22 protein-coding genes are annotated in these 24,742 nt (G+C 69.9%); 7 read left to right on the plus strand and 15 right to left on the minus strand.

Going from position 1 to position 24,742, the window contains the following annotated elements; all coding sequences use genetic code 11:
- Nucleotides 1-33: 33 nt before the first annotated feature.
- Nucleotides 34-1,536 (plus strand): serine protease, encoded by a 1,503-nt coding sequence (locus C6569_RS10395; protein WP_106748779.1) that lies wholly within the window; start codon nt 34-36, stop codon nt 1,534-1,536.
- A 5-nt stretch (nt 1,537-1,541) separates the two neighbouring features.
- Here C6569_RS10395 and C6569_RS10400 read toward each other — a convergent pair whose 3' ends face one another.
- On the minus strand, nt 1,542-2,738 hold the full coding sequence (locus C6569_RS10400) for an MFS transporter (protein ID WP_106748780.1): 1,197 nt from the start codon (nt 2,736-2,738) through the stop codon (nt 1,542-1,544).
- A 165-nt stretch (nt 2,739-2,903) separates the two neighbouring features.
- Nucleotides 2,904-3,713, minus strand: coding sequence for a hypothetical protein (locus C6569_RS10405; protein WP_106748781.1), 810 nt, complete (start codon nt 3,711-3,713; stop codon nt 2,904-2,906).
- Between the two features lie 237 nt (nt 3,714-3,950).
- Between C6569_RS10405 and C6569_RS10410 the strand changes: the two genes are divergently transcribed.
- Both C6569_RS10410 and C6569_RS10415 read left to right on the plus strand, forming a co-directional pair.
- On the plus strand, nt 3,951-5,171 hold the full coding sequence (locus C6569_RS10410) for an NADP-dependent isocitrate dehydrogenase (protein ID WP_106748782.1): 1,221 nt from the start codon (nt 3,951-3,953) through the stop codon (nt 5,169-5,171).
- Nucleotides 5,172-5,287: 116 nt separating this feature from the next.
- Nucleotides 5,288-5,893: a YdeI/OmpD-associated family protein gene (locus C6569_RS10415; RefSeq protein WP_106748783.1), complete on the plus strand. Its 606-nt coding sequence runs from the start codon at nt 5,288-5,290 to the stop codon at nt 5,891-5,893.
- Between the two features lie 101 nt (nt 5,894-5,994).
- On the opposite strand, the gene C6569_RS10420 is transcribed toward C6569_RS10415, so the two are convergent.
- The gene (locus C6569_RS10420; protein WP_106748784.1) at nt 5,995-6,333 is read right to left on the minus strand and encodes a hypothetical protein; all 339 of its coding nucleotides are present in this window, start codon (nt 6,331-6,333) and stop codon (nt 5,995-5,997) included.
- A gap of 149 nt (nt 6,334-6,482) precedes the next feature.
- Between C6569_RS10420 and C6569_RS10425 the strand changes: the two genes are divergently transcribed.
- On the plus strand, nt 6,483-6,926 hold the full coding sequence (locus tag C6569_RS10425) for a GNAT family N-acetyltransferase (RefSeq protein WP_106748785.1): 444 nt from the start codon (nt 6,483-6,485) through the stop codon (nt 6,924-6,926).
- Between the two features lie 4 nt (nt 6,927-6,930).
- On the opposite strand, the gene C6569_RS10430 is transcribed toward C6569_RS10425, so the two are convergent.
- The 4 genes from C6569_RS10430 to recA form a co-directional block, all read right to left on the minus strand.
- The gene (locus C6569_RS10430) at nt 6,931-8,169 is read right to left on the minus strand and encodes an APC family permease (RefSeq protein ID WP_106748786.1); all 1,239 of its coding nucleotides are present in this window, start codon (nt 8,167-8,169) and stop codon (nt 6,931-6,933) included.
- 43 nt (nt 8,170-8,212) lie between these two features.
- The gene (locus C6569_RS10435; protein WP_106748787.1) at nt 8,213-9,391 is read right to left on the minus strand and encodes a cyclic nucleotide-gated ion channel; all 1,179 of its coding nucleotides are present in this window, start codon (nt 9,389-9,391) and stop codon (nt 8,213-8,215) included.
- Between the two features lie 85 nt (nt 9,392-9,476).
- Entirely contained in the window at nt 9,477-12,134 is a 2,658-nt protein-coding gene (gene alaS, locus C6569_RS10440; RefSeq protein ID WP_106748788.1) for an alanine--tRNA ligase, read from the minus strand.
- A 281-nt stretch (nt 12,135-12,415) separates the two neighbouring features.
- Nucleotides 12,416-13,495, minus strand: a complete 1,080-nt coding sequence (gene recA / locus C6569_RS10445; RefSeq protein ID WP_106748789.1) for a recombinase RecA — start codon at nt 13,493-13,495, stop codon at nt 12,416-12,418.
- A 233-nt stretch (nt 13,496-13,728) separates the two neighbouring features.
- Between recA and C6569_RS10450 the strand changes: the two genes are divergently transcribed.
- The 3 genes from C6569_RS10450 (at nt 13,729) to C6569_RS10460 (ending at nt 16,296) form a co-directional block, all read left to right on the plus strand.
- Nucleotides 13,729-15,357, plus strand: coding sequence for a fumarate hydratase (locus C6569_RS10450; protein ID WP_106748790.1), 1,629 nt, complete (start codon nt 13,729-13,731; stop codon nt 15,355-15,357).
- Nucleotides 15,358-15,479: 122 nt separating this feature from the next.
- Nucleotides 15,480-15,929 (plus strand): hypothetical protein, encoded by a 450-nt coding sequence (locus C6569_RS10455; protein ID WP_106748791.1) that lies wholly within the window; start codon nt 15,480-15,482, stop codon nt 15,927-15,929.
- 4 nt (nt 15,930-15,933) lie between these two features.
- The gene (locus C6569_RS10460) at nt 15,934-16,296 is read left to right on the plus strand and encodes a hypothetical protein (RefSeq protein WP_106748792.1); all 363 of its coding nucleotides are present in this window, start codon (nt 15,934-15,936) and stop codon (nt 16,294-16,296) included.
- Between the two features lie 5 nt (nt 16,297-16,301).
- Here C6569_RS10460 and C6569_RS10465 read toward each other — a convergent pair whose 3' ends face one another.
- The 8 genes from C6569_RS10465 to flgB form a co-directional block, all read right to left on the minus strand.
- Nucleotides 16,302-18,422: a DUF294 nucleotidyltransferase-like domain-containing protein gene (locus tag C6569_RS10465; protein ID WP_106748793.1), complete on the minus strand. Its 2,121-nt coding sequence runs from the start codon at nt 18,420-18,422 to the stop codon at nt 16,302-16,304.
- Nucleotides 18,423-18,459: 37 nt separating this feature from the next.
- The gene (cckA, locus tag C6569_RS10470) at nt 18,460-21,162 is read right to left on the minus strand and encodes a cell cycle histidine kinase CckA (RefSeq protein WP_106748794.1); all 2,703 of its coding nucleotides are present in this window, start codon (nt 21,160-21,162) and stop codon (nt 18,460-18,462) included.
- 130 nt (nt 21,163-21,292) lie between these two features.
- Nucleotides 21,293-22,360, minus strand: coding sequence for a flagellar biosynthesis protein FlhB (gene flhB / locus C6569_RS10475; RefSeq protein ID WP_106748795.1), 1,068 nt, complete (start codon nt 22,358-22,360; stop codon nt 21,293-21,295).
- 3 nt (nt 22,361-22,363) lie between these two features.
- A complete protein-coding gene (gene fliR, locus C6569_RS10480; protein WP_106750990.1) occupies nt 22,364-23,104 on the minus strand; it encodes a flagellar biosynthetic protein FliR in 741 nt (246 codons plus the stop codon).
- A gap of 93 nt (nt 23,105-23,197) precedes the next feature.
- Nucleotides 23,198-23,464, minus strand: coding sequence for a flagellar biosynthetic protein FliQ (locus C6569_RS10485; RefSeq protein WP_106748796.1), 267 nt, complete (start codon nt 23,462-23,464; stop codon nt 23,198-23,200).
- Between the two features lie 9 nt (nt 23,465-23,473).
- Nucleotides 23,474-23,782 carry a flagellar hook-basal body complex protein FliE gene (fliE, locus tag C6569_RS10490; protein ID WP_106748797.1) on the minus strand — a complete coding sequence of 103 codons (309 nt, stop codon included), beginning with the start codon at nt 23,780-23,782 and terminating at the stop codon, nt 23,474-23,476.
- Between the two features lie 4 nt (nt 23,783-23,786).
- Nucleotides 23,787-24,203 carry a flagellar basal body rod protein FlgC gene (gene flgC / locus C6569_RS10495; protein WP_106748798.1) on the minus strand — a complete coding sequence of 139 codons (417 nt, stop codon included), beginning with the start codon at nt 24,201-24,203 and terminating at the stop codon, nt 23,787-23,789.
- Nucleotides 24,204-24,211: 8 nt separating this feature from the next.
- Complete coding sequence (flgB, locus tag C6569_RS10500) at nt 24,212-24,637, minus strand: flagellar basal body rod protein FlgB (RefSeq protein ID WP_106748799.1); 426 nt, start codon at nt 24,635-24,637, stop codon at nt 24,212-24,214.
- Nucleotides 24,638-24,742: the final 105 nt, after the last annotated feature.

The following is a 24,742-nucleotide window of genomic DNA, read 5'->3' on the forward strand; positions in this document are numbered from 1 at the left end:
GGAATATTCCCTGGGCGAACGGCGGGGCGAGCCATGATCCGGCAGGCAAGGGCCATTGTTCTCGTGGTGGGACTTCTGCTCGGGTTCGGCCCGAGCCCTGCCGCGGCCGACGCGGACCTGATCCGCTTCTACGCCTCGCTCGATCTGCCGGCGCGGATCGGACTGCAACGCAGCCTGATCTGGGTGAACGTCTTCCCGGCCATCGCCGACGGCAACATCTCGCCCCGCACCATCAACGCCATCCGCCAGTATCAGGCCCGCCTCGGCCGGCCGGAGACCGGCCTCCTGCGCCCGGACGAACTCGACCGGCTGCTGGCCGACGCGGCCCGGGTTCGCGACGGCGTCGGCTACCGGACCGTCCGCGACGATGCCACGGGCACGGTCGTGGGAGTGCCCTCGGGCCTGATCGCCACCACGGAGCGCGTGCGGCGGGGCACGCGGCTGCGCTCGCCGACCGGCGACATCGACATCGTCACGATGGAAATCCCCCGCGCCGAGCGCAGCCTCGGCGAGCACTACGACATGACGCTGCGCAACCGCCCGCCGGCCCATTACAAGGTGTTCCGCGGCAACTGGTTCGTCATCGCGGGCGAGGAGCGCGGCGGCAGAAACTACTATGTCCGCATGCACGACACCGGCGGCGCCCTGCGCGGCTTCGCCATCAGCTACGATCCCGCGCTGACGCCCGTCCTCGGTCCCGTCGTGTCGGCCATGTCGAGCGACTTCCGCCCGCAGGCCGACGGCATGAGCGTCGCGGAATCGCAGGCCGACTATTCCGGCCTGCGCAGCCGTCAGGCCTCCCTGCCTCCGAGCCAGAACCTCCAGCCCCTGCCCCCCGTGTCGCAGGCTCCGCCGCCGGTTCCGGCCGGAGCACCGTCCGGCGTCGGCGGACCGTCGGAGCCGATCCGCCAGGGCCTGTCGACCGGCACGGGCTTTCTCGTCAGCACCTCAGGCCATTTTCTGACCAACGCCCATGTGGTCCGCGACTGCTCTGCCATCTCGGTGGGCGTGTTCGGTCCGGCACGGCTGATCGATGCCGACACCACCAACGACATCGCCCTGCTCCAGGTCGGCGCCGTCGTGCCCGGCTCACCGCTGTCCTTCGCGCCGAAGTCGCCTTCGATCGGCGAGGAGATCATCGCTCTCGGCTTTCCGCTCCAGAACATCCTCGCCAACGGGCTCAACATGACGCGCGGGGATGTCTCGGCTCTCGCCGGCATCGGCGGCGACAGCCGGTTCATCCAGATCAGCGCCGCCGTCCAGCCGGGCAATTCCGGCGGGCCTCTCCTCGACCGCAGCGGCCGGATCGTCGGCATCGTGACCGGCAAGCTGAACGCCACCCGCGTCGCCCAGTCGACGGGCGACATTCCGCAGTCCGTCAACTTCGCCATCCGGTCGGAACTGGCCGAGCTGTTCCTGCGCCGTCACGGCATCACGTTCCGCGTGGCGGCGGTGGACATGCAGCGGCGCGAGACCACCGACATCGTGGCGGCCGCCAAGGACGCCGTCCAGCAGGTCGCCTGCATCAAGCAGTGATCGCCCTACGGCCCCGCCCGCCGCGGGCTGGCCGGCGTCAGCGCATAGACGAGCGTCGCGGCCAGCAGCACCGCCGCCAGCACGCCGTGCATGCGGGCGAAGGCGGCGGCCTCCCCGAGCCCCTGCGCGCGGCCGAGATCGATGAGCCAGCCGGAGCCGGTCTGCACCAGCGCCGCGCCGCCGATGAAGAGGAAGTTCATCAGCGTCATGCCGCGCCCGACGAGATGGTCGGGGAAGAAGGGGCGCATATGCGCCATCAGGATCGTGTAGCTGAAGCCGCAGAAGCCGAGGGCGACGAAGGCGAGCCCGGCCCAGAACGCCGTCTGCACGCCGCTGATCGCCAGCGCGGCGAGAATGCCGGCGATGACGAGATTACCGAACAGGGCCATGGCCTTGGCGAAACCCCAGCGGCTCTCGATCCAGCCGAACAGGAAGGCGCTCACCGTCATGGCCAGCGCCATCATCAGCGCCACGTCGCCCTGCGCCAGCGCGTCGAGGCCGACGACCTTCTCGAGATAGGGCGCCACCCACAGGCCCCGCAGCGTCACCGTGATGGCGTAGCTGAACAGCACGATGGGCACGAAGGCCCAGACGACGCGGCTCGCCACGATCTGCCCGAGCCCCGAGAGAATGCCGCCGCCGGCCTGCCTGTCGAGTTGCGGCGGGTCCTTCAGGAACAGCGCCGCCAGCACGAAGGCGATCCCGTAGAGGACGGCGAGGCCCAACATCGCCTGCCGCCAGCCGAAGGCTTCCGCCGCCAGCGCCAGCGGCGTCGTGCCGATGAGGTTGCCGATGGAGCCGAAGCCGAGGAGGAGGGAGGCCAGGAAGCCGAAGCGGTGTGGCGCGTGCATGCGGGCGAAGACGTAGAGCGCGCCCATGAACACCGGCGAGCAGCCGACCCCGATCAGCCCCATGGCCAGCGCCCCGACGAGCGCGTTCGGAGCGAAGGGGAACAGGGCGACGCCGATGCCGCCCACCGCCATCAGCGGCAGCACGGTGCGCCGCGGTCCCCGCGCGTCGAGCGCCCATCCCACCGGAAACTGCATCAGCGCGAAGACGATGAACCAGGCCGAGCTCATGGCCGCGAGCTCGGTGGCGCCGATCTGCATGTCGGCCATGATCTTCGTCGCCAGCACCGAGAGGAACGAGCGGAAGAAGATCGAGAGGATGTAGCCGAGGAGAAGGGCTGCGAAGGTCTGCATCGGCCGTCCGTCGGGGCTCGGCCGGGGGAATGGCGCCGAGCGGGGGGCTGCACATAGCCTATTGCGGGCCGCGTGGTCAGCGGCTTTTGCGGGGGGCTGTCATCCGCGGGGGCGCTTGGGGCGGATGGACGGTCCGAAAGACCCCCAGCCCGAAGACCCCGCCTCTCAATCCGTCACCACCGGCACCTCCGGCGCCCGCTTGAGCCAGGCGCCGGGGTCGCCCCGCTCCTCCTGGCCGCGGCGGAAATGCGCCGTCCGCTGCCGCTCGAAGGCGCGGTCGTAGCGGCGCTGGCGCATCGGCCGGTCGGTTGCAACCTCCATCCGCCCGCCGGCGAGCCGGTGAAAGCGGGCGCGGAACGAGATGCCCTGCACGCCGCGCCGGTTGACGCTGTCGACGACGGTGGTGACGGCCACGTCGCAGCCGCGCCGTCCGCGGGGTGCGCGCAAGAGGCTCGTATCTCCCCAGTCCGACACGTCCTCGAAGGTGCCGAGCAGCGTCCAGTCGCGGTCGAAGACGCGGATCGTCCAGCGGTTGACGCCGAGCCCGTTCCCTTGCCCGTTCCAGGCGGCGAGCACCCGTTCAGCCTTTCCGTCGCCATCGAGGTCCACGGTGGTCACCTCGAAGGCGGTGAAACGCCCGGCCATCAGGTCGTCCGGCAGGGTGATGCGCTCCTGCCCCGGCCGGTCGATCAGGAAGGCATAGGGCGGCGTCCCCTCCGGCAGGTCGCCGTCATCGGCCGGCACCACCTGGCAGCGCCAGAGCGTCGCGTCGCCGACCTTCAGCGAGACGCCGTGGCGGCACCCCAGCCGGTTCTGCGGAGCGGCCACCGGCTCGCCGCCGGGCAGCGGCGCCGGCCGCGCCACCGTCGTTCCCTGGCAGGCCTGCCAGGCCGCGAGGACCGGCTGCGGCGCGAGGCCGGCGAGAAGGACCGAGGCGAGGATCAGGTGGCGCGGGAGCAGGCGACGCGGAACCATGGCGGCCTCGGGGTTCGGGATCCGAATCCTATGCCATGCCATCTCCGCTTTGGCGATGCCGCAGCGTCAGGCCCGTTCCGCCGACCGCGCGCGTCTCCGACCTTCTTCGCCCTTACCCCCTGCCCGCTCCTCTGCTAAGACGCGCGCGCCAGTCGCGGGGGCCCGGGCTCACAGAGCGCATGTCCGGTGCACCGAGGCTGAGTCCCCTCTGCTCCAGCGCTCTCAAGCAGGCCGACCATGTCGAAGATCAAGGTCGCGGGAACCGTCGTCGAACTCGACGGCGACGAGATGACCCGCATCATCTGGGACCTCATCAAGAAGAAGCTCATCCACCCCTATCTGGATGTGAATCTCGAATATTACGACCTCGGCGTCGAGCATCGCGACGCCACCAACGACCAGGTCACCATCGACGCGGCCAACGCCATCAAGAAGCACGGCGTCGGCGTGAAGTGCGCCACCATCACCCCCGACGAGGGCCGCGTGAAGGAGTTCGGCCTGAAGGAGATGTGGAAGAGCCCCAACGGCACCATCCGCAACATCCTCGGCGGCGTCATCTTCCGCGAGCCGATCATCTGCAAGAACGTGCCGCGCCTCGTCCCCGGCTGGACCCAGCCGATCGTCGTCGGCCGTCACGCCTTCGGCGACCAGTACCGCGCCACCGACTTCAAGTTCCCCACCGCCGGCACCCTGTCGATCAAGTTCGTCGGCGACGACGGCAAGGTCATCGAGCGCGAGGTCTTCAAGGCCCCCGGCTCCGGCGTCGCCATGGCGATGTACAACCTCGACGAATCGATCAAGGACTTCGCCCGCGCCTCCTTCAACTACGGTCTGGCGCGCAGCTACCCGGTCTACCTGTCGACCAAGAACACCATCCTGAAGCAGTATGACGGCCGCTTCATGGAAATCTTCCAGCAGATCTTCGATGCCGAGTTCAAGGCCGAGTTCGACAAGAAGAAGATCCACTACGAGCACCGCCTGATCGACGACATGGTCGCCTCGGCGCTGAAGTGGTCCGGCGGCTACGTCTGGGCGTGCAAGAACTACGACGGCGACGTGCAGTCCGACATCGTCGCCCAGGGCTTCGGCTCGCTGGGTCTGATGACCTCGGTGCTGCTGACCCCCGACGGCAAGACCGTGGAGGCCGAGGCCGCCCACGGCACCGTCACCCGCCACTACCGTGAGCACCAGAAGGGCAAGGAGACCTCGACCAACTCGATCGCCTCCATCTTCGCCTGGTCGCGCGGTCTCGCCCATCGCGCCAAGCTGGACGACAACGCCCAGCTCAAGCGCTTCGCGGAAGAGCTGGAGAAGGTCTGCGTCGACACGGTCGAGAGCGGCTTCATGACCAAGGACCTCGCGCTCCTCATCGGCGCCGACCAGAAGTGGCTGTCCACCACCGGCTTCCTCGACAAGGTTTCGGAGAACCTCTCCGCCGCCATGGGCAAGTGGAACTGACGAGCGGGTCGGGCGCCAGCGCCTGCTGCTGACATCCTTTCGGGCCGGCCGGCATCATGCTGGCCGGCCCTTTTCGTGAAGCGTCCCCGGTGGGCGCCGGACCGATGGAGCCCCCCTTGCCGCCCATGCAGGTCGATCCGGACAAGGTTCACGCATTCGAGGACGCCGCGACGTTCAATCTCTGGCTCTCGCGCCACCATGCGAGCGAGACCGAGGTCTGGATCAAGCTCCACAAGGTTTCATCGGGCCTGAAGTCGATCACGCCGGCCGAGGCCATCGACATCTGCCTGTGCTGGGGCTGGATCGACGCCATCCGCAAGTCGCTCGACGCCACGAGCTACCTGCAGCGCTACACCCCGCGCGGGCGAAAGAGCGTCTGGAGCAAGATCAACGTGGCCAATGTCGCCCGGCTGACTGCGGAAGGCCGCATGACCGAACACGGCCTGCTGCATGTCGCGGCCGCCAAGGCCGACGGGCGGTGGGATCGCGCCTATGGCGTGCGCGACGCGCAGGTACCCGGCGATTTCCAGGCCGCCATCGACGCAGATCCCGAGGCGAGGGCCATGTTCCAGACCCTCACCGCGCAGAACCGTTTCGCACTGCTGTTTCGGCTCGCCAGCCTGAAGACCGAAGCGGGTCGGCGGAGGAGGATCGAGGCCTTTGTCGCCATGCTGGCACGCGGCGAGACCATTTACCCGCAAGGCAGCCGAAAGGGGCTGTGATCCCCCCGACCAGCCCGCTCATCGCGCGGACCGGCTCTCCGGAGCGCCGCCCACGACCGCCGTCATGTTCGGGCATGGCCGGGGTGGCCCGCCCTCACCCCTCAGGCGAAGAAGTCGAACATCTCGCCGAGCCCGTCGCCGTTGAGGGCCTTGTCCGTCACCTCGTCGGCCTTGGACGGCGTGTCCTTGGCCCAGGCGGCCCGCGCCATGGCGATGGTCATCGAGGCCTCGAGACCCTCGTTGGTGGTGGCGAACAGACTGTCGGCATTGCCGGTGTCGACGCCGAAGACGGCGAGCGCGGCATTGGTGGAAGGATCGGCGCCGAAGATCTGGCTCGCCATGGCGGACGCGTTCGCCATCCCCTGCGCCGCGCCGTAGCTGCGGCTGGTGCGGAACGACTGCATCGTGTCCCAGGCGGACGCGCCTAGACTGGCGACCATGGCGGAAATCCTTTCCTCGCCGCCACCCTCGCATCCCCGGCCTTAACATTGCGTTGCCGACCGATCGGCCGCGGTGATGGCGGCGATGACAAAACGGCTCTGGACGGCGGCGAACCCGGCGCCACACTGGCGGCCCCGAGGAGAGACCCATGGCCGTGACGACCCGTGAACTGACCCCCGCCGACCGCGCCCAGTGGGAGCCGCTCTGGCGCGGCTACCAGGCCTTCTACGAGGTCGACATTCCCGCGGGCGTCACCGACGTCACTTGGTCCCGCTTCCACGACCCCAGGGAGCCCATGTGGGCCTACGGCGCCTTCGACGGAGAGCGCATGGTCGGCATCGTCCACGCCATCCTGCACCGCTCCTGCTGGACCGTGGAGGACTATTGCTATCTGCAGGACCTCTTCGTCGATCCGACCGTGCGCGGCACCGGCGCCGGCCGCGCCCTCATCGAGAAGGTCTATGAGATCGCCAAGGAGAAGGGCGCCGGCCGCGTCCACTGGCTGACGCACGAAACCAACCACCATGCGATGCTCCTCTACGATCGCATCGCCGGCAAATCCGGCTTCATCCAGTACCGGAAGATCTTCTGAAGGCTCACGGCAGCGCGGCGAAGGCCGCCATGGCGAGGCAGGTGGCGAGCCCCGCCACCGGCACCCAGAACGGCACGGTGACGTGACGCGCGGCGCTTGTCGTGCCGCGCCGCTTCAGCCGGATCAGCGCCAGGTTGACGAGGGCGAAGACCAGCAGCGTCGCCATCGACGTCGCCACCGCCAGCCGCTCCAGTGTCACCGACAGGGCGAGGACGATCACCGCCGCCACCACCGCTCCCGTCGCCGCCAGTGGCGTCCCCGTGGCGCCATGGACCCGGCCGAGCACGGCCGGCAGGTCGCCGAGCCGGGCCATCCCGTAGACGACGCGCGACACCATGGTCATCTGCGCCAGCACGGTGTTGAGCGTCGCCACCACGGCGATGACGCCGATCGTGGCGGGGCTGGTGCCGGCGAGGCGCTGGAAGACGAGACTGAGCGGGGCCTCCGAGGCGGCGAGCTCGGCCGGCGCCACGGCGCTGACCGCCACCGCCGCCACCAGCACGTAGAGCAGCGTCGCCACCACCAGCGTCAGGGCCATGGCGAGCGGCAGGTTGCGGTGCGGGTCTTTCGCCTCCTCGGCGATATTGGCGAGGTCCTCGAAGCCGATGAAGGCGAAGAAGGCGAGCAGGCTCGCTGCGGCGATGCCGGAGAGCACGGCCGGATCGGCCGGCGGCAGCGTCGCGAGAGCGGAGAGGAACGGCAGGTCGCCGCCGGCGGCGGCCATGACGATGACGACGAGGCCGCCGACCTCCACCAGGGTGAACAGGCTCGCCACCACCACCGACTGCAGGATGCCCCAGGCCGCCACGGCCCCCAGAACCAGCACCACCGCGACGACGAGCACCGGCCGTGGCGCCGGCACCAGCGCGTGGAGATAGCCGGCGGAGCCCAGCGCCACGGCCGCCGCCGAGACGATGCCGATGATGACGGTGAGGAGGCCGGTCGCCGTGGAGGCGAGGCGCGAACCATAGGCCTCGCGCATGTAGGCCGCCTCCCCCGCGCTCACCGGGTAGCGCGTCGCCAGCTCCGCATAGGAGCCGACGGTGAAGGCCATGACGACGGCGGCGAGGGCGAAGGCGAGCGGCGCATGGACGCCGGCGTGTCCCGCCACCGTGCCGATCAGCACGTAGATGCCGGCCCCCACGGTGATGCCGACGCCGTAGAGCACCAGGAGCACGAGGCCGAGGCGGCGGCGCAGGGCCGGCGGCGGATGGGAGGTCGTCGTCGGGTGGCGATCGGTCATGGCTCACCCTCGCACGGGCCGCCGGCCGAGGCACGGGCCCTGATCAAGGACGCCCGGCCGCCGGGTCGCGCGCCTCGCCGCTCTCCCAGGTCTCCGCCACCGCGGCGATGACGACGCCGAGGGCCGGGCGCGTCTCCCGCAGGTGGTGCAGCTCGTCGGCGTCGAGGGCGAGGACCTTGACCCGGCTCGTCGCCCTCACCGTCACGTCCATCGGACGGCCCTGCAGCACCGCCGCCTCGCCGAAGCACTGTCCCGCACCGAGGGTGCGGCGGCCGCCGGCGCCCTCCGCCTCGACCTCGCCCTCGGCGATGACGAAGACCGCGCGCGCCGGCTGTCCGGCCCGGCAGATCAGCGCGCCGGGCTCGTAGGTGGCGCTGGTCAGGGCGCGCATCACCTCCGCCACCGAGGCCGCGTCCAGCCCCGAGAACAGCGGCACGCCGGAGACCATGCTCCAGGTGACGACGAAGTCGCGGCGCTGGATTTCACGCGCGAAGGCGGTGGCGATGATGCCGACCGGCAGAGCCAGCATGACGATGCCGAGCACGGCGGTGACGCCGGCGATGAGCTTGCCGGCGCCGGTGACCGGATAGACGTCGCCATAGCCGACCGTGGTCAGGGTGATGACCGCCCACCACAGCGCGTCCGGGATGGTGGCGAACTTGTCGGGCTGGGCCTCCTGCTCGGCGAGCCGCATGGCCGAGGCGACGATGACGAGGGCACCGAGGAAGATGAGCAGCGAGGCGCCGAGCGCCCGCCGCTCGCTCCACAGCGCGTCGACGAGGCTGGCGAAGCCCGGCGAATAGCGCGCCAGCTTGAAGAAGCGCACCAGCCTGAGCAGCAGCAGGAAGCGCAGGTCCATGTCGAGGAGGAGGCCCACGTAGAAGGGCACGATGGCCAGGAGGTCGATGACCAGCGCCGGGGACAACGCCGCGCGCAGGCGGGCGCGCAGCGGCGTCAGGGTCCGGTAGGGCGGATGGTCCGGCGCCACCCAGAGCCGCGCGACATACTCCAGCGTGAAGGCGGCGACGGAGGCGATCTCGAGCAGGCGGAACTGCCGCTCGTAGGCGTTTGCCACCGCCGGCATGGATTCCAGCACCACCGCCGCCACGTTGACGATGACCAGCGCGATGAGCGCTCCGTGCACGAGATCGGCCACCCAGGAGCCGGCGAGGCCCTTGTCGAGCAGTTCGTAGACCCGCCGCCGCAGCCCCGCCACCGCCATGCCTCAGCCCCTTCGCAGCCCGGTCGCCCGGTGGCGCCAGCGTGCAGCGCTGCGGGCCGGCGCGTCAACGCCGGCCGATGCGCCATCAGGCGGCGGCGAGCGCCGCCTCGATGGCGGCCAGCGCCGCATCGGCCTTGTGGCCGTCGGGGCCGCCGGCCTGGGCCATGTCGGGCCGGCCGCCGCCGCCCTTGCCGCCGAGGGCTTCCGAGCCGATCTTCACGAGGTCGACCGCATTGACCTTGCCGGCGAGATCGGCGGTGACGCCGACCACGATGCCGGCCTTGCCGTCCTCCGACACGCCGACGATGGCGACGACGCCCGAGCCGACCTGCGCCTTGCCGGCGTCGGCGAGGCCCTTCAGGTCGCGCAGCTCGATGCCGGTGACGCTGCGCGCCAGGAGCTTGAGGCTGCCCACCGTCTTCACCGGATCGGCCCCCGCGGCACCGCCGCCCATGGCGAGCTTCTTCTTGGCCTCGGCGAGTTCGCGCTCCAGCCGGCGGCGGTCCTCGACCAGGGCCTCCACCCGCGCCTCGACGTCGGCGACCGAGGTTTTCACGAGGCCGGCCACCGCTTCGAGCTTGCGCGCCTGTTCGGCGAGGTGCCGCCGCGCCGCATCGCCCGTCATGGCCTCGAGCCGGCGCACGCCGGCGGCGACAGCCCCCTCGCCCACCACGGTGACGAGGCCGATGTCACCGGTGCGCGCCACATGGGTGCCGCCGCAGAGCTCCACCGACCAGCCCGAGGCCTTCGAGCCCTCGGGCGCCGGGCCCATGGAGACGACGCGCACCTCATCGCCGTACTTCTCGCCGAACAGCGCGCGGGCGCCGGAGGCGATCGCCTCCTCCTGCCCCATCAGGCGCGTGACCACCGGCGCATTGGCGAGCAGCACCCGGTTGGCGATGTCCTCGACCTTCGCGAGTTCGTCGTCGCCGATCGGCTTGTTGTGCGAGAAGTCGAAGCGCAGCCGGTCGGGGGCCACCAGCGAGCCCTTCTGCGCCACGTGGTCGCCGAGCACCTGGCGCAGCGCCTCGTGCAGGAGATGGGTGGCCGAATGGTTGGCGCGGATGGCGGCGCGGCGGGCGTGGTCGACGTCGAGCTGCACCGCCTGGCCGACGGCGAGGCGCCCCTCCGACACCGTGACGGCATGGACGAAGAGATCGCCGAGCTTCTTCTGCGTGTCGGTGACGGCGGCCCGGACGCCCTCCCCGCTCATCACGCCGCGGTCGCCCTGCTGGCCGCCGGATTCGCCGTAGAACGGCGTCTGGTTGACGACGACGAGGCCGGTCTCGCCCGCCGCGAGCGCCGCGACCTCCGCGCCATCCTTCAGGATCGCCAGCACCTGGCCCTCGGCCGTCTCGGTGTCGTAGCCGAGGAATTCGGTGGCGCCGGTCTTTTCCTTCACCGCGAACCAAACCGTGTCGGTGGCGGCCTCGCCCGAGCCCGCCCAGGCGGCACGCGCCTTCTGCTTCTGCAGCTGCATCGCCGATTCGAAGGCGGCCGTGTCCACCGCGATGCCGCGCGGGCGCAGCGCGTCCTGCGTCAGGTCGAGCGGGAAGCCGTAGGTGTCGTAGAGCGTGAAGGCGGTCTCGCCGGAGAAGGTGGCGCCCTCGTTCAAGCCCGCCGATTCGGCGTCGAGGATGGACAGGCCGCGCTCCAGCGTCTTGCGGAAGCGCGTCTCCTCGAGCCGCAGCGTCTCGGCGATCAGGCCCTCGGCGCGGACGAGCTCCGGATAGGCCTGGCCCATCTCGCGCACCAGGGTGGGCACCAGCTTGTGCATCAGCGGCTCCTTGGCGCCGAGCAGCGAGGCGTGGCGCATGGCGCGGCGCATGATGCGGCGCACGACATAGCCGCGGCCCTCGTTGGAGGGCAGGACTCCGTCGGCGACGAGGAAGGAGGCGGCGCGCAGGTGGTCGGCGATGACCCGGTGCGAAACCTTGTTGGGCCCGTCGGGCTCGACGCCGGTCTCCACCGCCGAGGCGCCGATGAGGGCGCGCATCAGGTCGATCTCGTAGTTGTCGTGGGTGCCCTGGAGCACGGCGGAGATGCGCTCGAGGCCCATGCCGGTGTCGATGGAGGGACGCGGCAGGTCGGTGCGGATGCCGCCGGCCTGCTCCTCGTACTGCATGAACACGAGGTTCCAGATTTCGATGAAGCGGTCGCCGTCCTGCTCGGCCGAGCCCGGCGGACCGCCCCAGATCTTGTCGCCGTGGTCGTAGAAGATCTCCGAGCAGGGGCCGCAGGGGCCGGTGTCGCCCATGCGCCAGAAATTGTCGGAGGTCGGGATGCGGATGATTTTGGAATCCGGCAGGCCCGCGATCTTCTTCCACAGGTCGTAGGCCTCCTGGTCCTCGGAGAAGACCGTGACGAGGAGGCGCGACACCGGCAGCTCGTACTCTTTCGTGATCAGGGTCCAGGCATGGTCGATGGCCCGTTCCTTGAAATAGTCGCCGAAGGAGAAGTTGCCGAGCATCTCGAAGAAGGTGTGGTGGCGGGCGGTGTAGCCGACATTGTCGAGGTCGTTGTGCTTGCCGCCGGCACGCACGCATTTCTGCGCCGTCGTCGCCGTCGAATAGGGCCGCTTCTCGACGCCGGTGAAGACGTTCTTGAACTGCACCATGCCGGAATTGGCGAACATCAGCGTCGGATCGTTGCGCGGCACGAGCGGCGAACTCTCCACCACGGCGTGGCCGTTCCTGGCGAAGAAGTCGAGGAAGGTCTTGCGGATCTGGTTGACGCCGGTCATGGCCCGAACTTGAGAGGTTGCGGCCGGACCCGGAACGGGCACGGCCTGAAATGGGATCGGCGGGTGTTCTAGACCATTTTTTGGCCGATGGAACCGGTTTCGGCGGGCGCCGCCTCCCCGCGGATGCGGAGCCCCCGGTCCCGCGCCCCGGCCGCGCCCCGCCGGCCGGCAGCGACGTTCTCGGCCGCCGGCCGCCCCGGCCGGCCGTTCCTTCCCCCCGGAACGCACGAAAGGCCGGGCGGACCCGGCCTTCGCGAGAGGGGGAGACCGGCGCCGCGCGCTCAGTCCGGGCTGTCGGCGTCGCCGTCCGGCTCGACCTCGCCGAGGATCTTCTCGGCGATGAGTCCGGCGTTCTGCCGGATCGCCGCCTCGATCTTGGCCGCCATGTCCGGGTTCTGCTTGAGGAAGGTCTTGGCGTTCTCGCGGCCCTGGCCGACCCGCTGGCTGTCGTAGGAGAACCAGGCGCCGGACTTCTCCACCACGCCGGCCTTGACCCCGAGGTCGATGAGTTCGCCCATCTTGGACACGCCCTCGCCGTACATGATGTCGAACTCGACCTGCTTGAAGGGCGGGGCCAGCTTGTTCTTCACCACCTTCACGCGGGTCTGGTTGCCGACCACCTCCTCGCGGTCCTTGATGGCACCGATGCGGCGGATGTCGAGGCGCATGGAGGCGTAGAACTTCAGTGCGTTGCCGCCGGTGGTCACCTCCGGCGAGCCGTACATGACGCCGATCTTCATGCGGATCTGGTTGATGAAGATCACCATGGTCTTCGACTTGGAGATGGAGGCGGTGAGCTTGCGCAGCGCCTGGCTCATCAGGCGGGCCTGCATGCCCGGCTGATTGTCGCCCATCTCGCCCTCGAGCTCGGCCCTGGGGGTGAGCGCCGCCACCGAATCGACCACCACCACGTCGATGGCGCCCGAGCGCACCAGCGTGTCGCAGATCTCCAGCGCCTGCTCGCCGGCGTCCGGCTGCGAGATCAGGAGGTCGTCGAGATTGACACCGAGCTTGCGGGCATAGACCGGGTCGAGCGCGTGCTCCGCGTCGATGAAGGCGCAGACCCCGCCGGTCTTCTGCGCTTCCGCGATGGTGTGCAGCGCCAGCGTCGTCTTGCCCGAGGATTCCGGCCCGTAGATCTCGACCACGCGGCCGCGCGGCATGCCGCCAATGCCCAGCGCGATGTCGAGACCGAGCGAGCCGGTCGAGATCGCCTCGATCTCGATCAGCTTCTCGTTCTTGCCGAGCCGCATGATGGAGCCCTTGCCGAAGGCGCGCTCGATCTGGGAGAGAGCGGCGTCCAGCGCCTTGGTCTTGTCCATGGATGAACCTTCGACGAGTCGCAGTGCGGCCTGACTCATGGCGGTAGCTCCCCTGTGCTGGCAAGGCCTGATGGCCGAAACCCCTGTGAAATCGACCGTACACGGTTTGTTCTGGTCTTCAAGTTCTTTTTTTGTTCCCCTCTCCTCTGCTGCCACAGCCTGGCAGCAGCCTCCTACCCTGGAACACCTTCAAACTGGTCTGCCGATGGCGTAAAGGAGGGCCGTCTCCTCGGCCGGCCCTTCGTCCCGGCCCCATCGACGGATCTCGCCCGATGAACGCTCCGCTCGCCGCCGGCTCCTACTCGCTCTTTCCCCTGGCGAAGGACGAGACGCCCTACCGCAAGCTGACCTCGGAGGGCGTCCGGGTCGAGAGCGTCCTCGGCCGGGAGGTCGTGGTGGTCGACCGCGAGGCGATCCGGCTCCTGTCGGAACAGGCCTTCGTCGACATCAACCACCTGCTGCGGCCGGGCCACCTCGCCCAGCTCCGCCGCATCCTCGACGATCCCGAGGCGACGGCGAACGACAGGTTCGTCGCCTACGACCTCTTGAAGAACGCCAACATCGCCGCCGGCGGGGTGCTGCCCATGTGCCAGGACACCGGCACGGCCATCATCATGGGCAAGAAGGGGCGCCTCGTCTGGACCGAGGGCGACGACGAGGCGGCGCTCGGCCAGGGCGTGCTCGACGCCTACGCCAAGAAGAACCTGCGCTATTCGCAGGTGGCGCCCATCTCCATGTTCGAGGAGAGGAACACCCGCAACAACCTCCCCGCCCAGATCGAGATCCATGCGGAGGGCGAGGACGCCTACAAGTTCCTGTTCATGGCCAAGGGCGGCGGCTCGGCCAACAAGAGCTTCCTGTTCCAGGCGCCGCCCTCCATCCTCACCCACGAGCGGATGATCAAGTTCCTCCACGAGAAGATCCTGACGCTCGGCACCGCCGCCTGCCCGCCCTACCACCTCGCCATCGTCATCGGCGGCCTCTCCGCCGAGCACACGATGAAGACGGCCAAGCTCGCCTCCGCCCGCTACCTCGACGGCCTGCCGACGGCGGGCTCGGAGTTCGCCCATGCCTTCCGCGACGTCGGCATGGAGGCCGAGATCCACAAGCTGACCCAGGCCATGGGCGTCGGCGCCCAGTTCGGCGGCAAGTATTTCTGCCACGACGTGCGCGTCATCCGCATGCCGCGCCACGGCGCCTCCCTCCCCATCGCCATCGCGGTGTCCTGCTCGGCGGACCGACAGGCCCTCGGCAAGATCACCCGCGACGGCGTCTTCCTCGAGGAGCTGGAGCATCATCCCGCCCAGTACCTGCCGGAGATCGACGAGGGGGCGCTCGGCGGCGAGGTCGTGAAGATCGACCTGACCCGGCCGATGGTGGAGATCCTCGAGACGCTGTCGAAGCACCCGATCAAGACGCGCGTCTCGCTCACCGGGCCGATGATCGTCGCCCGCGACGCCGCCCACGCCAAGATCCGCGAGCGGCTCGACCGCGGCGAGCCCATGCCGGACTATTTCAGGAACCACCCGGTCTATTACGCCGGCCCGGCCAAGACCCCGGCGGGCTACGCCTCGGGCTCCTTCGGCCCGACCACGGCCGGCCGCATGGACGGCTTCGTCGACCAGTTCCAGGCCGCCGGCGGCTCGATGGTCATGCTGGCCAAGGGCAACCGCTCCCGCGAGGTGCGCGAGGCCTGCGCCAAGCACGGCGGCTTCTACCTCGGCTCCATCGGCGGACCTGCCGCCCGCCTCGCCCAGGACTGCATCCGCAAGGTCGAGGTGCTGGAATATCCCGAGCTCGGCATGGAGGCGATCTGGAAGATCGAGGTCGAGGACTTCCCCGCCTTCATCGTCGTCGACGACAAGGGCAACGACTTCTTCAAGGAACTCAACCTCGGCTGAGCTGTTGTTGCGGCGAAGGGTCGCGAGCCCGCTGTTTCCACACGGAAACATCCGGCCTCGCGGCTGAAATCCCCACGAAACGGGCGCGGTTCATTCCTGCCGCCATCCCGGAGGGAATCGCCATGCGCACCTCGCACGTCACCGTCGCCACCACCCGCACCGCCAGCGCCGACGCCCATTCGCTCGCCCTGATCGCCTCCTCGCTGGTCGCCGCCACCGCCATTGCCTTCTGCGCCATGGTCGTGACTGCCTGGCCGGCCCGCGCCGGCGGCGTGCCCGCCCCCGTCCAGATGGCCGGCCTCGCCACCATGCCGCAGGCCGCCGCTCCGTGCGGCGAGCGCCTCGCCGGCGCCGAGGCCGAGATCAACCGCAGCCTCGTCGCCGTCGAGCGGCTGCAGGAGGCCGACATGGCCGCCCAGTGCCCGGCGATCCGCGGCCACCTCGTCTCGCTGAACCGCGCCGTCGACACGGTGGAGAGCTGCGTCGCCGGCCCGGAGCGAGCCCAGAAGGTCGGCTTCTTCCGCCAGTCCCTCGCCGAGTGGCGCGGCGTCATCGCCCACGGCTGCCGCTGATCCCATGCGCCTCGCACTCGCTGTGGTCCTCGCGGTCGTCGCCGCGGGGCCTTCGCTCGCCGCCAAGGGGCCGGGCGCGCCGTTCCTTCCCGTCCAGCGCGTCGCGCCGCAGGACACCGGCCGTTGCGAGGCCGATCTGGTTCTGACCGACATCCGCCTGCGCCAGGCCACCGAACGGCTGTCCGCCACGGCCCGCGCGCCGATGGCAGAGCGCTGCGGCGTCTTCCGCGAGCATGTCCGGGTGATGCGGCGCGCCACCGACGTCTTCCGTCGCTGCACCCCGGGCCATCACGGCCGCGAGAACGTCGCCCACATGCAGGGTTCCATCGTCGACTGGCAGGAGATCATAGCCCGCAACTGCCGGTGAGGCCGTCAGGCCTGGAACAGGAGATCCCTCACCGTCTGGCCCACATGGGCGAGGTTGCCGACGGCCGCCTTCAGCCGCGCCTGCCCGGCCTTGCCGAGGATGGCGGGATCGACCCGGCTCCCCGGCGGGCGGCCGGCCGCGAGGTCGATGATCTGCTGGCGCAGGATGGCGTCGAGAAGGACGCCATGGGCGTCGAGCCAGCGCTCCAGGTCCTCGGCGGCGCCGATCGTCTTCTCGCGCAGCGCGGCGATCCGCTCCCGCGTCGAGCGCCGGCGAATGTCGTGGCGCAGCGCCAGACAGCGCGCCGCCGCCACCACCGGAAACAGCCCGCCGAGCTTCAGGTCGACGCGTCCCTCGGTGAGGCGGAAGCCGCCGAACAGGGTCAGCGGCGGCCGGTGTGCGCCGATCTGCTCGGCCAGCAGCTTGGCGAGCATCGGCGCCGCGTGGGCCGCCGCATAGGCCTCGTCGAACAGCGCCTCCGCCAGCCGTGTGTCGCCATGCACGGCGCGGAAATCGAAGAAGATGTCGACGGCCAGCAGGTCCTCCGGCCGCGTCCGCCCGATCCAGTCGGCGATCCGGCCGCGCCAATCCTCGATGGAGCCGCGGAAGCCGGGGTTGCGGGCCATGACGCCGCCCTTGCAATAGGCGACGCCGGCCGCGTCGAGGATGTCGGCCATATGGGCGCCGAAGCGGGCGAACCAGCGGTCGGCGGCCTCAGGATCGGCGGCGACCTCAGTCACCACCGCATTGTCCTGGTCGGCGGCGAGCAGGCTCTCGCCGCGGCCGACCGAGCCGAGCACCAGCACCGCATAGGCGACCGGCGGCGGTCCGGCGCCCTCCGCCAGCATCATGGCCTCGGCCTCGCGGGCGGCCCGCGCCGTCAGGGCACCGATCTCGTGGCTGATGACGGCGGCCACCTGAACGGCGGTCACCTCCTCCTCGATGAGTTGCCGCGCCACCAGGGGCATGCGGGCGAAGGCGGCGGCCATCGCCGGCGCGCCCTCGGCCGCTTCGATGGCGTCGCCCAGCGCCAGCGCGTCGCTCGCCCGCATCCTCAGGAGGTCGCGCGCCGACAGGGCTCCGACGATCGCCCCCGCAGCGTCCGATACCGCGAGGTGGCGGACCTTGAGCCGGTCCATCCGCCCGATGGCGCGATAGACGAAATCCTCCGCCCCGACATGGGCGAGCGGCCGCGAGGCGATCTCCCCCACCGGCCGCTCCAGCGCCGCCGCGCCCCCCGTCGCCACCGCCCGCATCACGTCGCGTTCGGTGACGATGCCCGCCGCGTCGACCCGCGGCGGGCCCGGTGGGGCGACGAAGAGCGAGGAGATGCGGCGTTCCGTCATCAGCCGCGCCGCGGCCATCACCGTCATGTCGGGCGGCGCCACGGCCGGCGGCCGGCCCATCAGGTCGGCGACGCGGTGGCGGAACGGATAGGAATCGATGCGCGACAGGGCCCCCTGCCCGCCCGCCGTCACCGCCTTCGGCTCCTCCCAGCCGGCGCGGGCGAAGCCCTCCATGGCGTCGGTGAGCCGCCGGCAGGCCTCGTTGGCCTCGGCGACCGTCCGCACCCCCTTCTCCTTCAGGAAGGGCAGCAGCGCGACGAAGATGGCCCCGGCGCTCTCGGCATCGCCCACCGCGTCGTGGCGGCCGCCGCGGTCGAGGGTGACCCCCGTCCGCTCGGCGAGGATTTCGAGCGTGTAGCCGGCGAGGGTCGGAAAGCAGATCTGGCCGAGCAGGCGCGTGTCGAGCGAGGGCGGCGGCGCGAAGGCCCGTCCCGCCAGCCGGCATTCGCGCCGGATGATGGCGAGGTCAAAGCCGAGATTGTGGCCCACCAGGATGCGGCCGGCCCGGAACGTCTCGAAGGCTTCGAAGGCCTGGGCGAAGGTGGCGGCGCCTGCGACGGCCGCATCGTCGATGTGATGGATCGCGGTCGCCGAGGCGGGGATCGGCACACCGGGATCGACCAGCCGCTCGAACCGCTCCTCCGGCAGCAGGCGCCCCTGGCGAAGCGCCACGGCGCCGATCTGGACGATGCGCGCCTTGGCCGGATCGAGCCCCGTCGTCTCCGTGTCGAGCACCACGGCGTCGAGGGCGATCAGCGGCTGGACGGACGGGGCCGGCATGGACGGTAGCCTAGTCCCGCGCGGCCGGCGCCGCCAGTCAGCTCTTCGCCTGCTGCTTCACCGCCTCGATGAGCTGCTTCAGAGAGAAAGGCTTTGGCAGGAAGGCGAAGGCCTGGCCCTCCGGCAGGTCGTTCTTGAACGCCTCCTCGGCATAGCCGGAGACGAAGATCACCTTGATGGCCGGATTGGTCTTGCGCAGCTCGCCCAGCAGGGTCGGGCCGTTCATCTCCGGCATGACCACGTCGGAGACGACGAGGTCCACCGTGCCGCCGTGCTCGGCCATGACCTCAAGCGCCTCGACGCCGGAGCCGGCCTCCAGCACCGTGTAGCCGCGCGAGGCGAGGGCTCGCGAGGCGAAGGCCCGCACCGCCTCCTCGTCCTCGACCAGCAGGATGGTGCCGGCGCCGGTATCGTCGCGCGGCGGCGCGGCGGCGGCCGGCGGGGCCGCCGGCTGGGCCGCGGGCGGCTCGGACGGTGCGGGAGCCTCGCCCGCGGCCTCCGGAGAGCCGGCCACCAGCATGACGGCGGGGGCCGCCGGCGTCGAGGCGGCGGGCGGCTCTGCAACCGCCGCCGGGGGCGCGGCGGGCTCGGCGCTCTCCACGTGGCGGGGCAGGAAGACGCGGAACACGGTGCCGCGGCCCACCTGGCTGTCGACGAAGACATAGCCGCCGGACTGCTTGACGATGCCGTAGACGGTCGACAGGCCGAGACCCGTTCCCTTGCCCACCTCCTTGGTGGAGAAGAACGGGTCGAAGATCTTCTGCTTGATCTCGTCGGGAATGCCGGTGCCGGTATCGGTCACCTCGATCATCACCGCGTCGCTCTCCGGCATGTCCACCGGATCGTCCTTGGAGCGGTGGCGGGCGATGTCGGCCGCAGCCACGTTGGCGGTGCGGATGGTCAGCTTGCCGCCGTCCGGCATGGCGTCGCGGGCATTGACGGCGAGGTTGAGGATCACCTGCTCGAGCTGGGTGACGTCGGCACGCACCGGCCAGAGGTCGCGGCCGTGGATCATGTCGAGCCCGACGCGCTCGCCGAGCGAGCGGCGCAGCAGCATGGACAGGTCCGACAGCACGTCGCCGAGCTGCACCACCTGCGGACGCAGCGTCTGCTTGCGCGAGAAGGCGAGGAGTTGGCGCACCAGGCTCGCGGCCCGGTTGGCGTTCTGCTTGATCTGCATGACGTCGTTGAACGACGGGTCCGCCGGCTTGTGGTCCATCAGCAGGAGGTCGGCATGGCCGATGATGGCCTGCAGCACGTTGTTGAAGTCGTGGGCGACGCCGCCGGCGAGCTGGCCCACCGCGTTCATCTTCTGCGACTGGGCGAACTGCTCCTGGAGCTGGCGCAGCTCGGTCGTCTCCACCGCATAGACGAAGGCCGCCTCGCCCGCCTGTTCCGGATCGTCCACCGGCGCCACGAAGAAATGGGCGAAGCGGTTGGCGTCGCCCTGCAGCGCGCCGTCGACGGGGGGGAGGTCGCCCTTGCCGGCGGCCGCCTCGGCGATGGCATGGGCGAGCGCCGGCCGCGAATTCTCCTTCACCAGCGACAGCACGGAGCGGGCGCCCGTCCCCGCGGCCGTGTCGGCGAGCATGCGGGCGAAGATCGGGTTGGCCCGGCCGACCACGCCGTCACGGTCGACGGTGGCGATGCCGAGCGGCGAGGAATTGAAGAAGCGCGCGAAGCGGACCTCGGCGGCCCGCAGGCTGTCGCCGCTGTCGCCGGTGCGCGCCCGGTTGATGACGAGGGTGCGGGAGGCGCCGGGCGTGCCGTCGGCGGAGAAGGCCACCTTGTGCAGGAGCCGCACCGGCAGCGCCTCGCCGGAGCGGCGCTTCAGGTCGAGGTCGAAGGTCGCCGTCGTCACTTCCGACGGCTTGGCCGGCACGGTGCGCAGCAGCGCCGCGGCGTCGGCGGCGAGGATGTCGGCGAGGGCGAGGCCGCCGGGGCCGACTTCGGTCAGGTCGTGGTCGAGCCAGCCCGCCAGAGTGGCGTTCATGTAGGCGATCTCGCCGGTCGGCTCCATGGAGAAGAAGCCGGCGGGGGCGTGGTCGAGGAAGTCGATGGCCTTCTGCAGCGTCTCGAAGGCGCTCTCCGCGCTCTGCCGGTCGCGGGTGATGTCCTCCACCGTCCAGACGCTGGCGCGGCCGCCGCCGCGGATGCGGGTGGCCCCCTCCCCGGTCATCGGGCGCACCTTCAGGCGCAGCCAGCGGGCGTCCTCCGCCTCGGCGCGGCGCACCTCCTCCTGGTGCCGGCGGCCCTCGCGGGCGGCCTGCGACAGCCGGTAGATGGCTTCCGAGACCTCCGGCGCGCCGGTGAAGGCCCGCTCCACCGCCCGGACGTCCTCCTCCCCGGACGCACCGGTCAGGCCGAGATAGGCCGGGTTGGCGTAGAGCACGCGGCCCGACGGGTCGCTCACCACCACCGCCTCGCTGGCGCTGTCGACCATGGCCTTGGTGAAGTCGTTGCGATTGTCCTCGCTGGCGAAGCGCAGGATGCCCGAGGCATAGGCGAAGAGCGAGAAGACGCCGCAGACCGCCAGGGCCGCCAGAAGTCCGATCACATAGGGATAGGCATTGTCGCGGCCGATCATCAGGAAGAACAGCGCCGCGCCGACGAGCACGACGGCGACGACCAGCACCATGGCGGTCGAGCCGGGCTGTTCGGAGCGATCGACCGAACGGCGCGTCACCGGAAGGGCCGGAGAGGCATGGTCGGCGCGGATGTTCTTTTCGGCGAAGGCCATGGCGGGGAAGAGCCGTTGGTCAGGGTCAAACGAGAATCCATCGCCGATTCTCGCCGCCTAGTCGTGCCGCTTCGCCGCCCGCGAGGCAAGGGCGGCGGCGCCATCGGGCGCGCAAATCGGGTGTCGCAGCCTAGCGCATCGTGCCCTTGAGCCGCATGACGTAGCCGATCACCTCGGCCACCGCGCGGAAATGCTCCTCCTGGATCGGCTGGTCCACCTCGACGCTGGCGTGCAGGGCGCGGGCGAGCGGCACGTTCTCGACGATCGGCACGTCGCTCGCGGTGGCGAGTTCGCGGATCTTCAGGGCGATGAGGTCCATGCCCTTGGCGACGCAGACGGGTGCCACCATGCCGGGTTCGTATTTCAGCGCCACGGCGAAGTGGGTCGGGTTGGTCACCACCACGGTCGCCGTCGGCACGTTGGCCATCATGCGCTTGCGCGAGCGCTCGCGGCGCAGCTGCTTGATCTTGCCCTTCACCTCGGGATTGCCGTCCGACTGCTTGAACTCCTCCTTGAGCTCCTGGATCGACATCTTCTGCCGCGTGTACCAGCGCTGGTACTGGTAGACGTAGTCGGCCAGGGCGATGATCGCCATGATCGCCACCACGGCCATCAGCACGCTCATGACGATCGAGAACGTGTGCGGCAGCAGCATCTCCACGTCCATCCGCACGATGCTGTCGATGGTGCTGCGCTGCGGCCAGAGCACGGTGAAGATGACGACACCCACCAGCGTGATCTTGGCGAGGCCTTTCAGAAAGTTTACCAGCGCGTCGGGGCCGAAGATGCGCTTGGCGCCGGCCATGGGCGAGATCTTGGAGAATTTCGGCTTCAGGCTCTCGGCCGAGAAGACCAGCCGGTGCTGGACGAGATTGGCGGCGATGCCGGCGACGAAGAGGCCGAGGAAGGGCAGCCCCACCGCCACCACGACGGCGAGGATCAGCGAGATCATGAGCCGCATGCCGCCTGCGCGGTCAACGGTGACGAGGTCGGCATTGGCGATGAGGTTCTTCAGCGGCACGGCGAGCCCGCCCGCCGACCCCGCCGCCATGGTGGCGACGACGAGGGTCGAGATGAACAACAGGAACCAGGTGACGAGGTCCTGGCTCTTGGCGACGTCGCCCTTCTTCAGCGCGTCGTCGAGCTTCTTCTGCGTCGGATCGTGTGTTTTCTGGTCTTTGTCCTCCCCCTCGGCCACGGTCTACCTCCGGTTGACCGCGATCTCGCCCAGGATCGCTTCGAGGCTGCCCATGTAGTGGGACATCATCACCGACAGGACGAGGAGGAGGATGAAGAAGCCGACGCCGATGGTGACCGGCATGGCGATGAAGAAGACCTGCATCTGCGGCATCAGCTTGGACAGCACGCCGAGGCCGATGTTGAAGACCAGCGCGAAGACCAGGAACGGCGCCGAGAGCTGGATGGCGATGACGAAGGAACGCGCCATCACCATGGTCAGGAACTGCGCCGCATCGCCCGAGGCCGGCAGGAGGCCCGGCCGGATGATGGTGAAACTGTCCGAGATCGCCGCGATGATGAGGTGGTGCAGGTCGGTGGCGAAGACCAGCGCCACACCGACCATCGACAAAAAGGTGCCGATGACGGCGCCCTGCTGGCCCTGGGTCGGGTCCACCTGCATGGCAAATCCGATGCCCATGGCCTGGGCGATGACGACGCCCGCCGTCAGCAGGGCCGAGACCGCGATGCGCGCCGCCATGCCGAGGGTGAAGCCCACCGCCATCTCCATGAACAGCACCATTAGCACGCCGCCGGGACGGGCGAGGTCGATGTCGTAGAGCGGCCGGTGCAGCGGAAAGAGGACGAGGGTCAGCAGCAGCGCGATGCCGAGCCTGACCCGCATGGGCAGCGAGCGCTCGCCGAGGCCCGGCATCAGCGCCATCATGGTGCCGACCCGCGCGAAGACGAGCAGGAAGACGACCATGATCTCCGGGGTGATGGGGACGGTCACGGGAAGCGCCCCCTCCTGGAGCCGGGCCTCGCCGGCGGGCCGAGGGCGCCGCCGATCAAAGCTGATTCACTCGCCCATGACCACTTTCGCCATGATGCGCGCCGTGACCCCGTTCATCATGTCGCCCATGAAGGGCAGCGCGATGATGAGGGTGGCGAAGATGGCGAGGATCTTCGGCACGAAGACCAGCGTCTGCTCCTGGATCTGGGTCAGGGCCTGGACCAGCGACACGGCGACGCCGACCAGCAGTCCCACCGCCATCAGCGGGGCCGAGACCAGGATCACGGTGAGAATGCCGTCGCGGGCGACGTCGAGAACATCTGCGGGGCTCATGGCCTTGTCCTAGATCTGCATGCGCATGATTTCCTCGTAGGACTGCACGACCTTGTCGCGCACGGCCACCAGGGATTCGATGGCGACCTCGGTTTCGGCCACCGCCGTCACCACGTCGATGAGGTCGGCCCGCCCGGCGGCCATGGCCTGGCTGCGCTGGTCGGTGGTGCGGGCGGTCTGGTCGAGGTTCTGCACGGCGCTGCGCAGCATCTCGCCGAAGCCGCCGCCCTGACCGGCGGCGCGGCTGGCACCGGCGGCGGGCGAGAACAGGCGTGCGGCCGTCGCATAGGCGTTTGCGGCGATGGACGAGGACGACATCGGATCAGGCTCTCAGGAGTTCGATCGTGCGCTGGATCATGCGGCGGGTGGAGGTGACGACGTTGAGGTTGGCCTCGTAGCTGCGCTGCGCCTCCCTCATGTCGAGGCTCTCCACCAGCGAATTGACGTTCGGCACCTTCACGTAGCCGCGGGCGTCCGCCGCCGGGTGCTGAGGGTCGAACCGCGTGCGGAATTCGCCCTGCTGCTGGCGCACCGGCCCGAGCTGCACGGTGGTCGCCTGCAGCTCGCGGTCGAAGGTGGTGCGGAAGGTCGGGATCTTGCGGCGGTAGGGATCGCCCCCGGGCGTCTCCGCCGTGGAGCTGGAATTGGCGATGTTCTCGGCCGTGATGCGCATGCGTCCGGCCTGGGCGCGCATGCCGCCGGCGGCGATGCGGATCGATTTGAGGAAGTCGGTGGACATGGTCTGTCTCAGCCCTTCTTGCCGATGGCGGTCCGGATCAGGCCGAGCGAACGCTGGTACAGCCCGGCGACGGCCTGGTAGTCCATCTGGTTCTGCGAGACCTTGAGCATCTCGTCCTCGAGGTTGACCCGGTTGCCGGCGGGCGTCGTCACGAGGCCGGTGTCGCGGCGCACGTCGAAGCGCGTCGTCTGGCTGCCCGAGGTCTGGATGTGGCGCGGGTCGGTGCGCATGGGCCCTGCCCCGATGCTGGCGCCGGCGGTGGCAACGGCAGCACCGCGCGCCAGCGATTCGAAGCTCGGCGGCCTGAGGTCCCGCGCCCGGTAGCCGGGCGTGTCCGCATTGGCGACATTTTCAGCCAATAGCTTCTGCCGGTCCTGGTGCCAGCGCATGCGGTTGCGCAGCATGGAGAAGATCGGCACGTCGCTGGTCGCCATGTCGATTCCTCCGCCCCTTCGATAGGCAAAGGATGCCGGGCACATGGTTAACGACCGGTTAACCGTTAAGGGTCTTTCAACCTCTGCCCCGCCGGGTTAACCATC

Origin of the sequence: Phreatobacter cathodiphilus, from assembly GCF_003008515.1 — a bacterium.
GTDB lineage: Bacteria > Pseudomonadota > Alphaproteobacteria > Rhizobiales > Phreatobacteraceae > Phreatobacter > Phreatobacter cathodiphilus.

Excerpts from the sequence above, each read along its gene's own strand:
- alaS (WP_106748788.1), bottom strand. The coding sequence starts at position 12,134 with ATGACCGGCGTCAACCAGATCCGCAAGACCTTCCTCGACTTCTTCGCC.
- C6569_RS10425 (WP_106748785.1), top strand. The coding sequence starts at position 6,483 with ATGGCCGTGACGACCCGTGAACTGACCCCCGCCGACCGCGCCCAGTGG.
- cckA (WP_106748794.1), bottom strand. The coding sequence starts at position 21,162 with ATGGCCTTCGCCGAAAAGAACATCCGCGCCGACCATGCCTCTCCGGCC.
- C6569_RS10485 (WP_106748796.1), bottom strand. The coding sequence starts at position 23,464 with ATGAGCCCCGCAGATGTTCTCGACGTCGCCCGCGACGGCATTCTCACC.
- C6569_RS10395 (WP_106748779.1), top strand. The coding sequence starts at position 34 with ATGATCCGGCAGGCAAGGGCCATTGTTCTCGTGGTGGGACTTCTGCTC.
- C6569_RS10420 (WP_106748784.1), bottom strand. The coding sequence starts at position 6,333 with ATGGTCGCCAGTCTAGGCGCGTCCGCCTGGGACACGATGCAGTCGTTC.
- recA (WP_106748789.1), bottom strand. The coding sequence starts at position 13,495 with ATGAGTCAGGCCGCACTGCGACTCGTCGAAGGTTCATCCATGGACAAG.
- C6569_RS10400 (WP_106748780.1), bottom strand. The coding sequence starts at position 2,738 with ATGCAGACCTTCGCAGCCCTTCTCCTCGGCTACATCCTCTCGATCTTC.
- C6569_RS10450 (WP_106748790.1), top strand. The coding sequence starts at position 13,729 with ATGAACGCTCCGCTCGCCGCCGGCTCCTACTCGCTCTTTCCCCTGGCG.
- C6569_RS10455 (WP_106748791.1), top strand. The coding sequence starts at position 15,480 with ATGCGCACCTCGCACGTCACCGTCGCCACCACCCGCACCGCCAGCGCC.
- C6569_RS10430 (WP_106748786.1), bottom strand. The coding sequence starts at position 8,169 with ATGACCGATCGCCACCCGACGACGACCTCCCATCCGCCGCCGGCCCTG.
- C6569_RS10460 (WP_106748792.1), top strand. The coding sequence starts at position 15,934 with ATGCGCCTCGCACTCGCTGTGGTCCTCGCGGTCGTCGCCGCGGGGCCT.
- fliE (WP_106748797.1), bottom strand. The coding sequence starts at position 23,782 with ATGTCGTCCTCGTCCATCGCCGCAAACGCCTATGCGACGGCCGCACGC.
- C6569_RS10405 (WP_106748781.1), bottom strand. The coding sequence starts at position 3,713 with ATGGTTCCGCGTCGCCTGCTCCCGCGCCACCTGATCCTCGCCTCGGTC.
- C6569_RS10465 (WP_106748793.1), bottom strand. The coding sequence starts at position 18,422 with ATGCCGGCCCCGTCCGTCCAGCCGCTGATCGCCCTCGACGCCGTGGTG.
- C6569_RS10410 (WP_106748782.1), top strand. The coding sequence starts at position 3,951 with ATGTCGAAGATCAAGGTCGCGGGAACCGTCGTCGAACTCGACGGCGAC.
- flgB (WP_106748799.1), bottom strand. The coding sequence starts at position 24,637 with ATGGCGACCAGCGACGTGCCGATCTTCTCCATGCTGCGCAACCGCATG.
- fliR (WP_106750990.1), bottom strand. The coding sequence starts at position 23,104 with ATGGTCGTCTTCCTGCTCGTCTTCGCGCGGGTCGGCACCATGATGGCG.
- flgC (WP_106748798.1), bottom strand. The coding sequence starts at position 24,203 with ATGTCCACCGACTTCCTCAAATCGATCCGCATCGCCGCCGGCGGCATG.
- C6569_RS10435 (WP_106748787.1), bottom strand. The coding sequence starts at position 9,391 with ATGGCGGTGGCGGGGCTGCGGCGGCGGGTCTACGAACTGCTCGACAAG.